Consider the following 15,254-nt stretch of genomic DNA (forward strand, 5'->3'; position numbering starts at 1 on the left):
AATACTTTTTTAAAGATGTATTTAAAATACATTAATTATGTCCATTTTGTTAAAGATGTATTTTATATATTGCTTTTAAAAAATCAAAGCGTTATATTGTAATCACGAAAGGGCGGTAAGCGATATGTTAAAACAAGAAACAGTACAAATTATTAAAGCAACAGTTCCTGTATTAGAGGTTCATGGAGTGGAGATTACTAAAACGTTTTACAAAAATATGTTTCAAGCTCATCCAGAATTATTAAATATTTTTAACCATACGAATCAAGAAAAAGGTCGTCAGCAAACAGCATTAGCAAACACAGTTTATGCGGCTGCAGTTCATATTGAAAATTTAGAAGCTATTTTACCAGCGGTGATGTTAATTGCTCATAAACACCGTAGTCTAGGTATTTTACCTGAGCACTATCCAATTGTAGGAGAAAACTTACTAAAAGCGATTAAAGAAGTGCTAGGTGATGCAGCAACGGATGACATCATTAATGCTTGGGCTGAAGCATATGGTGTCATTGCGGATATCTTCATTCAAGTAGAAGAAGAGCTATATCAAAAAGCTGAGGGCAATGGCGGATGGCGCTTATTTAAACCGTTGAAAGTGGCGAAAAAAGTAGTAGAAAGTGATCTTGTAACATCTATTTACTTTGAAAATGAAGATGGTTCCCCTCTACCAGCTTATGAGCCAGGTCAATATATAAGTATCCGTGTGAAAGTACCAGGCGAAGAATATTTAATGAACCGTCAATATACGCTTTCACAAGCAAGTGGAGAAGGCAGCTACCGCATTTCAGTAAAACGTGAAAGCGATCATACGCCAAATGGTAAAGTATCGAACTTTATTCATGATGTATTAGAAGTGGGAGACTTAGTGGATGTAAGTGCTCCAGCAGGGCTGTTTGTATTAGAAGAAACTTCTGCTCCAATTACATTTGTAAGTGGTGGTATCGGTGTAACTCCATTAAACAGTATGCTGCAATCACTAAAAGATGATACGACAAATGAAGTGAGCTTTATCCAGTGTGCGCGCAATGAAAAAGTAGTGGCATTTAGCGATGACATTCAAAAGAAAGTAAATGCGCTTCCAAATGCAACATACACAGCGTTATATTCGGATGAAGATAAGAAAATCTCAAAAGAATTATTAGCTGAAAAAGTAGCCAATAATGCAGATGTTTATGTATGTGGACCTGTAGGCTTTATGGAAGCTGTTATTGAAAATTTACATGAGATTGGCGTGAAAGACGAAAAAATTCATTTTGAATTCTTTGGTCCAGCAATGCAATTAGCAAAATAAATAAATATATGAACCCTTGTTATGAGAAGCAGTTTTCTGCACTTGTAGCAGGGGTTTTTGTGTGCATAGGTATGAAAAAGTCATTAGATTTTAACTTCTTTCAGCGGGTGTCCAAACGCCCGCTGAAATAGGAGAACTCAGTCTAAGAACGCCACGTCCTGTGGCATTACTGATTAAAAGAAAGAAAAGAAGATAAGGAGAATAACCTGAAATTGACTAGATAAAACGTTGATACAACAGGAAAAGAACATTGTAACTATGCGGAAGAAAAAATTAGGACTTTCATGTTGACATTATACCTAGTGGGGTATATCATGAATCTCGTAAGCAAGTTCAATCAATCGTTTTGAAAGGAGGCGTGAACAGTATGGCTTACGGTATAAAAACAGCTAATCGAGTGAAGCGAATAGAAGGTCAATTGCGTGGTGTTTTACGCATGATGGAAGAAGAAAAAAACTGTAAAGATGTGATTACGCAGCTATCTGCCGTGCGTTCTGCGGTTGATCGGACTATCGGAGTAATTGTTAGTGGAAATTTATTGGAATGTGTAACGACGGCTGAAGGGGATGCCGAAAAAGTGAATACGGCCATCCAAGAAGCGATGGATTTAGTCGTGAAAAGTAGATAAATTTTATATACCCTAAATAGTATGTGTGAGGAGGCAGTATTACTTGGAAACATGGATTATACTTGCTGTTGTTATAGCATTTTTCGTTTGGCGAATGAAGCCGACGAAAGGAGTACAGTCAATTTCAGCGGCACAATTGAAAAATATTCTAAATGATAAGGATAAAGTTTTTATCGATGTGCGTACACCTGCTGAATATAAGGGGCGAAATATCCCGCAATTCAAAAATATTCCGCTCGGTTCTAGTTTTGACAAATTACCAAAGGATAAAGAGATCGTTGTCATTTGCCAAAGCGGCATGCGTAGTAGTCAGGCATGTAAGCAATTAAAAAAACAAGGATTTGAACGTGTAACAAATGTCCGCGGAGGCATGAGCGCGTATTAGGAGGAGAATAACATGAAAGAAGTTTCGGTAAAGGAAGTACAACAGGCTTTAGAGCAAGGTCAGGCATTACATTTAATCGATGTACGTGAAGTAGATGAAGTAGAGGCAGGACACATTCCTGGCATTATTCATATTCCACTTGGCTTACTTGAATTTCGTATGCATGAGCTAAATAAAAATGAATCATATGTTATGGTCTGTCGATCAGGTGGTCGCAGTGGTAGTGCCACTCAGTTTTTAGAAAGCCAAGGCTTCGATGTATCTAATATGGTTGGGGGCATGCTCGCTTGGGAGGGTGAAGGAAAGTAAGAGGATGCAGGGAAACCTGTAACGTGACTATATTTTTTTAGTTAAAATAATACCCGTATAGGTATGAGGGAGGAAGTTATGAGTATTAAGGTAGATTTTCAGCTAGATGCCAAGGGGCTTTCTTGTCCTATGCCAATTGTTAAAACGAAAAAAGCGATGGCTGATTTAGTAGATGGTCAAATTTTAGAAGTATCGGCAACGGATAAGGGTTCTAAAGCGGATATTGCTGCGTGGGCTGAATCTGTGGGTCATCAATATATTGGGACAGTGGAAGAAGAAATCGTGCTTAAACATTACATTCGCAAATGTTCTGACGACACGATGGATGAGCAAGCATTTGAACAAATAATTGAGTTAGAAGAGATGGTGGAACGGGAAGGTCTGATTCTCGATGTTCGTGAGGAGGCAGAGTTTGCTTTTGGTCACATCGAGGGAGCAAAGTCTATTCCGATGGGAGAGCTAGAAGCACGCCTTTCTGAACTTAATAAAGAGCAAGAGATTTATGTCGTTTGTAGAACTGGGAAGCGTAGTGATTTAGCTGCTCAAAAGCTTGCAGCACATGGCTTTACAAAGGTATTTAACGTTCTGCCAGGTATGACATCCTGGGAAGGTAATTTAATAAATAACATTTAGGGGGATATTATTATGTCAAATAAAGTAGCGATAATTGCAAGTAACGGTGGTCTTTTCGATGCGTATAAGGTGTTCAATATCGCAACAGCAGCGGCGGCTACAGAGAAAGAAGTAGCTATCTTCTTTACATTCGAAGGGTTGAATTTAATTCATAAACAAGGAATGCATGCATTACCTATGCCTGCAGGAGCGGAGCATTTTGCAGAAGGGTTTGCTAAAGCTAATGTACCGGCAATTCCTCAATTAGTGGAAATGGCACAAGAATTAGGTGTGAAATTTATTGCATGTCAGATGACTATGGATGTAATGGGTTTAACGACAGGTGATTTTATTGAAGGTATCGAGGTTGGGGGAGCTGTGACATTCTTAGAGTTCGCGAAAGATGCAGCACCGTCATTAACATTCTGATTAACATAATTGATTAGTACTAGTTATACAAGCGGAGAGGACAGTCCTTTCCGCTAAAAAAATCAACAAAATAATACCTTTGGGGGTAATAGGAGTGTCAGTTTTAAAATGGAGTGCAGCGCAGGTAGCGAAAAAAGTAATTAATAATGAAGAATTATTTATTTTAGATGTTCGAAATGCCGATGTATTCGAAGATTGGAAAATTGATGGCCATAAATTTGAATACCTTAATATTCCGTATTTTGAGCTACTAGATGGCGTCGAGGATATTTTACCGAAGATACCAGCTGATAAAGATGTGTTAGTTGTTTGTGCGAAAGAAGGATCATCGCTGATGGTAGCTGAGATGTTATCAGAAGCAGAGCGTACGGTGGGTTATTTAACTGGTGGAATGAAAACGTGGAGTGAATATTTAGAACCTATTAAAGTTGGAGATTTAACAGGTGGCGGTGAGCTTTATCAATTCGTACGTTTAGGGAAGGGTTGCCTTTCTTATATGGTCATCTCTGAGGGTGAAGCAGCGATTATCGATGCTGTGCGTTTTACAGACGCATTCACAAGCTTTGCAGAAGAGAAAAACGTAACAATTAAATATGTCTTCGATACACATTTACATGCTGATCATATTTCTGGTGGACGGCATATAGCGGCTACTACTGGTGCGATGTATTATTTACCACCAAAAGATGCCGAAGAAGTTGTGTTTGACTATACACCTTTGCTTGATGGAACAACTGTACAAGTTGGCGCCTCGAAAATTGATGTAGGAGCGATTTATTCGCCTGGTCATACAATTGGTTCAACGTCATTTGTTGTGGACAACAAGTATTTATTAACTGGAGATATTTTATTTATTGATTCAATTGGACGCCCTGATTTAGCAGGTCTTGCGGAAGATTGGGTTGGAGATTTACGCGAAACACTTTACAAACGATACAGAGAATTATCGGATGATTTAATTGTTTTACCAGCTCATTTTATGATTATTGATGAACTAAATGAAGATGGAACTGTAGCAAAACATCTTGGACAATTATTTGCCGAAAATCACGGTTTAAATATTAAAGATGAAGCAGAATTCCGAAGTGCTGTAACAGAGCATTTGCCTCCACAGCCAAATGCATATCAAGAAATTCGTCAAGTAAATATGGGTAAGATTACTCCATCGCAGGATGAGCAGACAGAGATGGAAATTGGTCCGAATCGCTGCGCAGTTCGATAGTCCATTTATAAAAGCTAGTGAAATGCAATGAGTACGCTTGCGTGGTTATAGCATGTAATACCGTGAAGCGAAGGTGCTCATCCTTCGCAAAGTCGTGAAAAACAAACAGAACCGGCGAAATCGCTTACAATCTTTTGCCGTTCCAAAGGAGAAAAATATGAAATCAAACTTACAACTAGATGCAAAGGGTTTATCTTGTCCAATGCCTATAGTGAAAACAAAAAAAGCTATAGATACATTAGCTTCAGGGGAAATTTTAGAGGTTCAAGTGACAGATAAGGGGGCTCTAGCAGACATCCCTGCTTGGGCAAAAGCTGGCGGTCATATAATTTTAGACAAATCTGAAGACGCTAGTGTCATTACATTCTTTATTCAAAAAGCTTAAAATTAGTGAGAGTTGTCTCTTCTATTAGAAGTTTAGAACAACCCTCCTTTCATTATTGGTGGAAATGATAATGTCCTTAAGGTGAAAATTGGAAAGAAGGGGAAATATGGATTTGGCATGGATTATTACAATATTTTTGATTGGCTTTGTCGGTTCGTTTGTATCAGGAATGCTAGGTATTGGTGGAGCCATTATAAAATATCCAATGTTATTATACATCCCACCTTTACTTGGTTTTGCAGCATTTTCAGCACATGAGGTATCAGGTATTAGTGCAGTAGAAGTGCTTTTCGCCTCTTTTGCTGGGGTATGGGCATATCGAAAAGGTGGTTATTTAAATAAATCGTTGATTATATATATGGGTGGTGCCGTATTAGCTGGTAGTTTCGTTGGTAGTTATGGTTCCAAATTTTTATCTGAAGTGGGAGTTAACATCGTTTATGGTGTATTGGCGTTGATTGCTGCAGTGATGATGTTTATTCCTAAGAAGCAAATTGACGACAAACCTTTAGATGAGGTAACGTTCAATAAACCGATAGCAGCCATTTTAGCGTTTATTGTTGGTATTGGATCGGGAATTGTTGGGGCAGCTGGTGGTTTCTTGTTAGTACCTATAATGCTAGTAGTATTAGGTATACCGACACGTATGACAATCGCTTCAAGCCTTGCTATTACCTTTATATCCTCAATAGGCGGGACAATCGGAAAATTGATGACGGGACAAGTTAATTATTATCCTGCATTCATTATGATTATAGCTAGCCTAATAGCTGCTCCATTAGGTGCAAGAGCAGGGAAGAAATTAAATACAAAAATTTTACAAGCTATTTTAGCAGGGCTTATATTGGCAACTGCTATTAAAATTTGGATGAATATATTGTAGGAGGCAGTCGTAAATGAAAATTGAGGTTTTTTCGGATTTTACATGTCCGTTCTGCTATATTGGCAAACGAGAATTGGAACGTGCTATTGACTTAGCGGGTTATTCGGGGCAGGTAGAAATTGAATACAAAGCATATCAAATTGGTTCTGAAACACCTAAGAAAGATGCACCAACTCTATATGAAAGTATGGCTACAAAATTTGACTCAACTATAGAAGAAGTAAAGAAAATAACTCAGGATATAGCTATACGGGCTGAAGAGGTTGGCTTGCATTACAATTTTGAAGATATGAAAACAGCCCATACTGAAAAAGCTCATCGATTGGCAAAATGGACAAGGCAGTTTGATAAAGAATTGGCCTATACGGAAGAGCTTATGAGTGGTTATTTTACGGAAGGAAAAGACTTAAACGATGATATGTTTTTGTTAAAAGTCATTGGAAATTTAGACTTAGATGTTGAAGTAGCGAAGGATGTTCTAACATCAAACGACTTCAGTGAAGCTTTAGACAAAGATCGATATGATGCCCAACAGCTAGGTGTACAAAGTGTTCCATTCTTTGTTTTTGAAAATCGTTACGGTATTAAAGGTGCAGAGCCGAATGAGGTTTTTGTACGAACTTTACATCAAGCGGCAGAGATAGCAGGTATTCAGCCGGTATTAAAGATGGTAGGTGATGGTGAAGCTATTTGTGCTGATGGTGAATGTAAATTATAGTGGGACGATAAAATGCTGAGTACAATGCTGTGCTCGGCATTTTTATCTTCAGCGAATTATTTCTGTGCGAAAGCGAAGTGTCAGCGGCAAATGTTTTCTGTAGCGAAAGTAAAGCGACAGCTACAATTACGCCAAGGCGAAATTGATTAGATCAGGATGTTATACATACTACAAGAGGTATTAAGTCTCGTTTAATGTGTTATAGAACAAGAAAATTTATAATTTTCTCCTCTAAAAGGTTCTACTTACAAGAAGTGTGAGAAAAGTCACATCGAAAAATATGCTATTTTGCTAAAATATAGGTGATTATACAAAGGGGGGTATTATAGATGAAACCTATAGTAGCAGGAATAGCGGGGACAGTACTGTTAGCAGGTACACTTTTTGTTGGGGCAGCCATTAGCGACAAAATTTTAGGCGATGCTAAAGGAGAAAGTAATGAAGCCGCTGTACAGACAAAAGTACCAACAACAGCAGCTGCTCAGTCAGTTGTCTATGCACCACCAAGCATGGAAGAAGTACCTGATGGACCTATGAAGGAAACGATTTTATACGGTTATGAGCTTGTAAATAATACACATGTTGCTGCAGAAGAATATGTTGGGAATCAATTGTCTTGCACAAGCTGTCATGCAGGGGCAGGTTACGATGAGCAAGTTTCGTCATTAGTTGGAGTTATGGCGAATTATCCTCAATATATTGCACGCTCAGGTGATATTGTAACGATAGAGGAGCGTATTAATGGTTGTATGGTTCGCAGTATGAACGGTAAGAAATTTGACATGAATAGCAAAGAGTTAGAAGCGATGGTCTCATACTTTGCCTATATTTCAGAAGGTGTACCTATCGGAGCAGAACGTGAATGGGTAGGTACAAGTACTATGAAGAACGTTCCAATACCGGACGTTGCGAAAGGTGAAGAAGTATATGCCCAGTCTTGTATAGCTTGTCACGCAGCTGATGGCTCAGGTAATGGTGCTAATACAGGTCCGGCATTATGGGGTAAGAACTCTTTCAATGATGGAGCGGGGATGGCGAGAATGTCGAAAATGGCTGGCTACATCAAAAATAATATGCCAGTCGGTGCAGCTGGTACTTTGACAGATCAAGATGCCGCTGATTTAGCAGCCTTTATTTTATCGCAGGATCGACCTGAATGGAAAAATCATGATAAAGATTGGCCAAAAGGCGGACGTCCTAATGATATTATGAATAAAGAAAAACGAGAACAAGTTAAAAATGGCACAACAAATTGGGAGCAAGTGCTTTCCACTAATTAAAATGAAGAGGGATTAGCCCATTGTGGAAATAATATACTTTTCAATTTACCTTTAGATAATTTTTGTCTAAAGGTATTTTTTTATCTAAAGATGGAAATCTACATCTGAGATTGTATATATGCACGGTATCTTTCAAAGTCGGAAAGGAATCAACTACACGTTATGGTGATGATCTGAATTTTAGAATTAAGGTGGGAGATTATATTTTTTAAGCTATAGATGGTTAACTCAATGGAAAAAAAAGATACTATTATAAAATCACACCCTTTATTAAAGTAACTATTTCTCTAGTTATGGGTTCTATACAGAAGTACAGGTCGTATTTTGTTATACTAGCAGTATTAGGAAGTAGCGTCGGAGGTGACACTGTTGATTATTTTTTTGAAATTTTTAATCCAAATCATTGTTGTATCAGGGCTTATTTATTTTGTAAGTGGTCGATTAATTGGTTCAAACATTAATTTTGTTCGTAGGGTTCTTTCTGTAGTCATTAGTGTGACGCTAACGTCCTTTGTTTACTGGTATACCTATTTGCGCCATACAGATTTTTTATATGAACCGATGATGCAAACAGTGACAGAGGTCAGTACACTTATTTGGATTGGTAGCATGCTACTTATTTCGATGCTACTCTATCTCGTTTTTGAGCTTTTCGATCCAAGTGGTATTACTGCTAGAGATGGTCGTAATGGGCAAAAAAATTTATTCATGCGCCTTCGTAGCTACTGGCGCCAACAAAAGCGCTTGCGTCAGGTGTTAAAAATAGCAGTGACAAATGGCGTTGTCCAAACGATTAAATATGCACGACAACGAGAAAATGAAAAGGAACTTGCCGTTGCTTTAAGGGTAACTTTGGAGCAATGCGGTGGGATATTTATTAAATTTGGCCAGGTTCTTTCTACTCGTAAGGAACTATTTTCGCCTATCTTTATTGACGAGTTAGAGAGGCTACAACATAGTGTGAAGCCTTTACCGTCAGAGCAGGTAACACAAATTTTAGAAGATACACTTCCGAAGCCTATGAATGAAATATTTGCAAGCTTTCAAATGGAGCCTATTGCGGCAGCATCTATTGGACAAGTACATAAGGCGCGATTGAAAAATTTTGATGAAGTCGTGGTGAAGCTACTGCGTCCAGAAGTGAAGGGGATTATGCGAGATGATCTTGAAATATTAGAGGAATTTGCTAATTGGCTTTCGAACAAGTCTACCTGGGCTGAGTCACTTGGTTTTCGAGATCTTGCAAAAGGATTTGCAGATGGGCTACGCGAGGAAATTCATTTAGATATTGAGGCTCGTAATACATTACAGGTGACGAATGCTCTTGCCAAAAGCGATTATAAGGTGAGGATTCCTAAAATCTATACAGAATATTGTTATGAAAATATTATTGTCATGGAATATGTATGCGGGAAAAGTGTTGCTGATGCTACGGCTGAATTTAATCATTTAGAAAGTGACCGTAGGCAGTTTGCCCAGACTGTTTTATATTCTTTCTTTGAGCAGATGCTTCTTTCGGGTATATTTCATGCAGATCCGCATCCGGGAAATATTCATATTGATGAGACGGATGGCACACCGATACTGCTTGATTTTGGAGCTGTTGGCCGTTTGGGCGCTACACAACAAGAAGGCCTGAAGCTATTTTTAATGGGGATTCAGCTAAATGATTCAAGTGTTTTATATGACGGCTTAATATTATTGGTTGAAAATGCTGATCATGCAGACCGTGCGAAGATGGAGCAAGCCATTAATCAAATTCTCTTGAAAATTTCTTACGTGGATCGAATTCCAACAGAGGAATTAATACATGCATTATTTATGGTTGTTCGTGATTTCGGTCTTGCTTTCTATCCGGCGGTAGGTTTAGCACTACGTTCATTAGTAACACTGGATGGGACATTACGAATAATTGACCCAAGTTTTGATATTTTTACGGAAGCGAAAGATTTTTCATCCACATATATGCGAGCATCTTTATTGAAGCCATTTAAAGAACCGATGGCAACAAAGGAACGTTTGCAAGAAGAATTAGCAATGCTTATTCCGACATTGCGCAAAATGCCAAGACGAGTTGACCAGCTTATTAAACGTGTGGAGAGCGGAAAAATTATTTTACATCACGATGTTTTCTCAGATGAGGATAATGCTCGTTTTATTACAAATCTGTTTTCCCGCTTCGTCTTACTTCTCGTTGGTATTACCTTTGGTATTATTTCTGTGGCACTTTTAGCAATCTCACAATTTATTCGTGATTCGTATGCTGTTTACTTAAATACAGCTGCATACTTAGGATTATTTCTATGTGCCATTCTTTTAGTACGCCTTTCTATTCAAGCTTTACGTTCTATGAAGCAATAGGTAGGGGAAATGTTCCCTTACCTCAGACTGTAGACATACGCTATTCTTGATAGCTTGTCTATTCATACTAATAATAAAGAGCTTTTGATTTTTCACGGAAAGTGGTGACTCCTGCGGGATGAGCTTGAGCGGAGTGAAAATCAACCTTTGTTTATTGAAACGCATTTATTTTGTCGGCAAAAAAAGGTAGAGGAAATATTCCTTTACCTTTTTTTATGTGCGCTCGGCATGCGCATGAACTATAGGGTGCAAGTCCCGAACCCCGAAGACGAGTCAGAAATCTCATTCGTTTAAAAGTTCCATACGGAAAAGCATACGAATGGGGAAATACCCGAAAAGGATACTGGCACATCTCAAAAAGCCCCATATTACACAGAACCCTCGGCAATTCCTATTGGGAAAGCCAAGGGCAGAAAAGTCTGCAAGTTCGTTACAAAACTTTGCGTTATTCATCTTAATTGAACCGCCGTATACGGAACCGTAAGTACGGTGGTGTGAGAGGTAGGGAGTTAATCAATCCCTCCTACGCGATTTTAAAAACGTTCATGAGAAATATTACAAAAACATTACAAAAATGAAGGTAGGTCTATTGGGAAAGTAGCTAAAAGTGATTATTTTGTAGGAAAAAACGTAAATTTGTAGAATATTATAGAATTTACGTGAATGTTACAAGAATGTTTCGAGTTTTACTAAACGATTAAAAAGACGTGAATTAGTATAAAAGTTATGCTATTAATGCTAAACTTTAAAAGGCTAATAAAATATAAGATAAAACACAAGAAATCGTTCCAGTGATTACATTAAAATACTAAGAGCGAAATTGACTAGTGAAGGGAAAGAGTAACGTGGGAAAGCGCAATAAATGGCGTAAGTCGATGGTGTTAGCATTAGCACTAGCTGGCGGCTTATTATTTAATACAGTTCAACCAACTGTAGTGCACGCAGAAGAAACATCTCAACAAATGATTGATAAGAAAACTAAAATAGATGCAGAAGTTAAAAAGCTACAAGAAGAATTAACTAATTTACAAAACGAGATCGATGAAAAAGTAAAAGTATTTAACCAAGTACAAGCAGATATTAAAGAAGTGGATGCAAACATTGTAGATACTAAAAAACGTATTGAGCAACGTTCAACGATTTTAAGTGATCGTATGGCTGCATACCAAGCTCAAGATAGTACTGTGGGTGTTTATTTAAACGCTGTTCTTGAAGCAAAAAGCCTTGCAGATTTAATGGACCGTGTCGTAGCGGTAAAAACATTAATGGATGCTGACCAAGAATTAGTAGATCAACAAGAAGCAGATAAGGCTAATTTAGAGAAACAAAAAGCAACATTAGACGAAAAACAACAAGAGCTTCAAAAGCAATTCCAAGAGCTTCAACAAAAGGAAAGCGAAATGGAAGTAAAAAAAGCTGAGAACGAAGCAAAATCTCTTGCATTAAAGGCACAAATTGCAACGAAACAAGAAGAAGAACGTTTAGAAGCAGAACGTAAAAAAGCAGAGGAAGAAGCAGCTCGTTTACGTGCACTTCAAGCAGCTACTCCAGTTGTACAAGCAACAAACAACAATAATAACAGCGACAATAGCAACGCTAACAATGGAAACTCATCACAAAAAATCGTTATTGGCTCAGGATCAGGCGCTGCATCTTCAGGTGATGCTATTTCAACTGCGAAGCAATTCCTTGGCCGTAGCTATGTATGGGGCGGCAGTAACCCATCGACAGGATTTGACTGTTCAGGTCTTGTGCAATGGTCTTACAAACAAGCGGGCGTATCTTTACCACGTACAGCGTCACAACAATATTTAGCAACACAACGTATTTCAGCAAGTGAAGCACGTGTAGGTGACCTAGTATTCTTCAGCTATGGTTCAGGCGTAGCGCATGTAGGTATTTACTTAGGAAACAACACGATGATCGATGCTCAAAATAAAGGTGTTGTTGTTGAATCACTTGATTGGTGGAATCAATATTTAGTAGGCTTCGGTCGCATTCAATAAGCCTTACTATTCTATAGACGATTTAAATAACAAAAAGGTCATCTTTGTAAAAAAAAAATTACAAAGATGATCTTTTTTTTTATTTGATATAGCGTTTCACCCACCTCAAACGCTAAATTCATCATGCCAAATAACTGAAAACCTACAAACACTGCATGTAGTAAAGTTAATAACTGATATGGTTACCCATTAATTTAGGCTCGACTACTCGACGAATAATGAGTAAAATAACATCTAGGATAAATAAATTTTACATAAGTAGACATATTTACTACTAATAGGTGATAAAGCCCTAGCCACTAAAATGATAATGGAACCGAAGAAAAGAATGACATCAATTATCCATAAAATGATTGTTATAGCTTGCATATTTAAGTTGGATAAATAGTAGGCTAGTAAGTGTGACACCTCCAATAATAAAGCTGACGAGTAAATGTGACTTCATATATCCAAAGAAACGTTTCCTTGCATGTTGAGTCGCGTTTCTGATAATTTTGAAATATGTAATTAGGAAGCTTGCTTTGAAATTTAAAGTTTGCGACTTAAGTTGTGGAGTAATGAAGTAACGAATAATAGAAATTAAGATAATGTTTACTATGTAAAGAAAAACACCCGCAATTTTAAGACATATTTACCATCATTGTTTGAAGAGATTTGACTTTAAAAGAGTGCAGCTACGGCTAAAGAAATAATCATAATTAACCTAAAAAAGTTCACTAGTATTAAATTATTTATAGACTCTCCTTCTTTACGCAAATTAAGTTAAGTGATCTAAAAGTTTTTTTCGTTCTGAAACAATAAAGGTAGGGATGAATTATGGAAAAAGAGATTTTGCAACTTTTTAGTAATTTAACAGAGCGTGACCGTGATATTCAATACAAATCATACGAAGAATTAATGAAAATTATGCAGGAACCAGTTGATTGGACATATTCAGTTTGGGAACAACTTGTTCAGGCACTTACATACAAAAATGGACATGTGCGTGCAAGTGCTGCACAATTTTTATGCGCATTGGCAGCAAAAAGTGATCCTGAAGAAAGGGTTTTGGAGGACTTTTTAAAGATTTGGGCAGTAACGTATGATGAAAAAACAGTAACTGCGAGGCATACTTTGCAGGCAATTTGGAAAATAGGCTTAGCAGGGCAGGTACAAAGAGATTTAGTCGTTTCATATTTGGCGAAAAGGTTTCAAATATGCTTAGACGAAAAGCACCCGACATTAATACGCTATGATATTATTGTATCCTTTAAAAAGCTATTCGATGAGACGAAAGACCCGAAGCTGCTAAAAATTGCGGAGCGTTTAATTGATGAAGAACAAGATGTTAAAAGCAAAAGAAAATATATGAAAGCCATCCATTAAAATTCGTGGAATGGCTATTTTTTTATGAAAATTCTTTCGTTGATAGAGAATTAGTTTATAATATATCCAGGCGTGTTGATTAGGAAAAAATAGGTTTATTATTGACCGATAATAGGATTTTTTTGTTGAAATTTTGCTAATGTTTGTTGATGCCCTTAGCGGAAAATGCTGTCTTTTAAAATGGTTAATAACACACCTGATAATATATGAAAAAGTAAAAGGAGTTAAACAATGAGTATTTATAATTATTTAGTAAAGAAGCCAAATGGTGAAATATTATCAATGGAAACTTATCGAGGAAAAACGCTGTTAATTGTTAATACAGCAAACAAGTGCCGTTTTACATATCAATTCGAAGACTTACAAAAAATGTATGACAAATATGGGAAAGATAATTTTGTCGTATTAGGTTTTCCTTGTGATCAATTTGATAATCAAAATCCTGAAGACGGCGAACAAACTACACAACTTTGTAAAATCAACTATGGTGTAACATTCCCAATTTTTGAATTGGTGCACGTAAATGGAGATGCGACACACCCATTATTCAATTATTTAAAGCACGAGATAGATTATCGCGAATTCGGCAAGGCAAGTATGCAGGAAAAAATGCTAGCAGAAGCAATTATCCAAATTGCACCTAGTTTTTTAGACGGTCGTAATATTCGCTGGAACTTTACAAAATTTTTAATAGATACAAATGGTAAAACAGTTGCACGCTTCGAACCTACAGATTCACAGCTTGATATTGAGCAAGCTATTGAAAGAATCTTATAAAACCTTGGATCAATACTAAAATCCGTTTTTGATTAAAAAAGTTGGTTGATGAAAGCATATGGAGGGAGGATTAGGCTTAGTTTACGGAAAGCTTCCTCCTACAGTGGAATGTGCAGTCAAGTACATATTGTGAAGAGCCATAACTTTAACTCTCGTGAAATCAGAATAGAGAATGATTTTGTATAGCTATGTAGAAAAAGGGCTTACTATTGTTCGTATTCATTTGTTTTCCGTTCATTTCAAAGCTATTTTTTCCTATCAATATATGTTAAACTGCTTTACAAGTGAATAATTCTTGCAGAATAAGGGTGCTAAACTATAGCATAATCGGGAATTCGGTGAAAAACCGAAGCTGTTTCCGCAACTGTAAGTACAGGAATCATAAAGATATACCACTGTCGAATTATTTGATGGGAAGGTTTTTTTATGACTCACAACATGATTGAATGTAGTGAACTGTACAAGCCAGGAGACCGACCTTTGTTTGAACGTATAGATAACTCTTCGGAAGCTAGGAGAATATGCGGCAAATACATAGGCTATGACGTGTCTATACGACACACTATTTATGTTATTTTCGTTGTTTCCTTAGGAGTGGGAACA

Annotated in this window: 15 protein-coding genes, 1 pseudogene and 1 riboswitch; all 16 genes and pseudogenes read left to right on the forward strand. The window is 37.3% G+C overall.

The window, feature by feature from the left end; genetic code table 11:
* Nucleotides 1-124: 124 nt before the first annotated feature.
* The gene (gene hmpA / locus ACQKMV_RS13795; protein WP_427504621.1) at nt 125-1,291 is read left to right on the forward strand and encodes an NO-inducible flavohemoprotein; all 1,167 of its coding nucleotides are present in this window, start codon (nt 125-127) and stop codon (nt 1,289-1,291) included.
* A 367-nt stretch (nt 1,292-1,658) separates the two neighbouring features.
* On the forward strand, nt 1,659-1,919 hold the full coding sequence (locus tag ACQKMV_RS13800) for a metal-sensitive transcriptional regulator (RefSeq protein ID WP_427504622.1): 261 nt from the start codon (nt 1,659-1,661) through the stop codon (nt 1,917-1,919).
* 43 nt (nt 1,920-1,962) lie between these two features.
* Nucleotides 1,963-2,304: a rhodanese-like domain-containing protein gene (locus ACQKMV_RS13805; protein WP_427504623.1), complete on the forward strand. Its 342-nt coding sequence runs from the start codon at nt 1,963-1,965 to the stop codon at nt 2,302-2,304.
* A 12-nt stretch (nt 2,305-2,316) separates the two neighbouring features.
* Nucleotides 2,317-2,613, forward strand: a complete 297-nt coding sequence (locus ACQKMV_RS13810) for a rhodanese-like domain-containing protein (RefSeq protein WP_427504624.1) — start codon at nt 2,317-2,319, stop codon at nt 2,611-2,613.
* A 78-nt stretch (nt 2,614-2,691) separates the two neighbouring features.
* Nucleotides 2,692-3,246 carry a sulfurtransferase TusA family protein gene (locus ACQKMV_RS13815; RefSeq protein ID WP_427504625.1) on the forward strand — a complete coding sequence of 185 codons (555 nt, stop codon included), beginning with the start codon at nt 2,692-2,694 and terminating at the stop codon, nt 3,244-3,246.
* A 12-nt stretch (nt 3,247-3,258) separates the two neighbouring features.
* Nucleotides 3,259-3,654, forward strand: coding sequence for a DsrE/DsrF/DrsH-like family protein (locus tag ACQKMV_RS13820; RefSeq protein ID WP_427504627.1), 396 nt, complete (start codon nt 3,259-3,261; stop codon nt 3,652-3,654).
* 94 nt (nt 3,655-3,748) lie between these two features.
* Nucleotides 3,749-4,876: an MBL fold metallo-hydrolase gene (locus ACQKMV_RS13825; RefSeq protein WP_427504629.1), complete on the forward strand. Its 1,128-nt coding sequence runs from the start codon at nt 3,749-3,751 to the stop codon at nt 4,874-4,876.
* A gap of 157 nt (nt 4,877-5,033) precedes the next feature.
* Nucleotides 5,034-5,261, forward strand: coding sequence for a sulfurtransferase TusA family protein (locus ACQKMV_RS13830; protein ID WP_427504630.1), 228 nt, complete (start codon nt 5,034-5,036; stop codon nt 5,259-5,261).
* Between the two features lie 106 nt (nt 5,262-5,367).
* Nucleotides 5,368-6,144, forward strand: a complete 777-nt coding sequence (locus tag ACQKMV_RS13835; RefSeq protein WP_427504631.1) for a sulfite exporter TauE/SafE family protein — start codon at nt 5,368-5,370, stop codon at nt 6,142-6,144.
* Nucleotides 6,145-6,157: 13 nt separating this feature from the next.
* The gene (locus ACQKMV_RS13840; RefSeq protein ID WP_427504633.1) at nt 6,158-6,862 is read left to right on the forward strand and encodes a DsbA family oxidoreductase; all 705 of its coding nucleotides are present in this window, start codon (nt 6,158-6,160) and stop codon (nt 6,860-6,862) included.
* Between the two features lie 329 nt (nt 6,863-7,191).
* Complete coding sequence (locus ACQKMV_RS13845; RefSeq protein ID WP_427504634.1) at nt 7,192-8,142, forward strand: c-type cytochrome; 951 nt, start codon at nt 7,192-7,194, stop codon at nt 8,140-8,142.
* A 372-nt stretch (nt 8,143-8,514) separates the two neighbouring features.
* Entirely contained in the window at nt 8,515-10,503 is a 1,989-nt protein-coding gene (locus tag ACQKMV_RS13850; RefSeq protein WP_427504766.1) for an ABC1 kinase family protein, read from the forward strand.
* Nucleotides 10,504-10,763: 260 nt separating this feature from the next.
* Nucleotides 10,764-10,961, forward strand: a pseudogene (locus tag ACQKMV_RS13855) (group II intron reverse transcriptase/maturase); the annotation flags it as partial.
* A 387-nt stretch (nt 10,962-11,348) separates the two neighbouring features.
* The gene (locus tag ACQKMV_RS13860; protein ID WP_427504635.1) at nt 11,349-12,509 is read left to right on the forward strand and encodes an NlpC/P60 family protein; all 1,161 of its coding nucleotides are present in this window, start codon (nt 11,349-11,351) and stop codon (nt 12,507-12,509) included.
* Between the two features lie 816 nt (nt 12,510-13,325).
* Entirely contained in the window at nt 13,326-13,874 is a 549-nt protein-coding gene (locus ACQKMV_RS13865) for a hypothetical protein (protein WP_427504637.1), read from the forward strand.
* A gap of 231 nt (nt 13,875-14,105) precedes the next feature.
* The gene (locus ACQKMV_RS13870; protein WP_427504638.1) at nt 14,106-14,651 is read left to right on the forward strand and encodes a glutathione peroxidase; all 546 of its coding nucleotides are present in this window, start codon (nt 14,106-14,108) and stop codon (nt 14,649-14,651) included.
* Between the two features lie 288 nt (nt 14,652-14,939).
* A riboswitch (cobalamin riboswitch) is annotated at nt 14,940-15,147 on the forward strand.
* Nucleotides 15,148-15,254 lie beyond the last annotated feature (107 nt).

It is taken from the genome of Lysinibacillus sp. NPDC094403 (assembly GCF_050278745.1).
GTDB lineage: Bacteria > Bacillota > Bacilli > Bacillales_A > Planococcaceae > Lysinibacillus.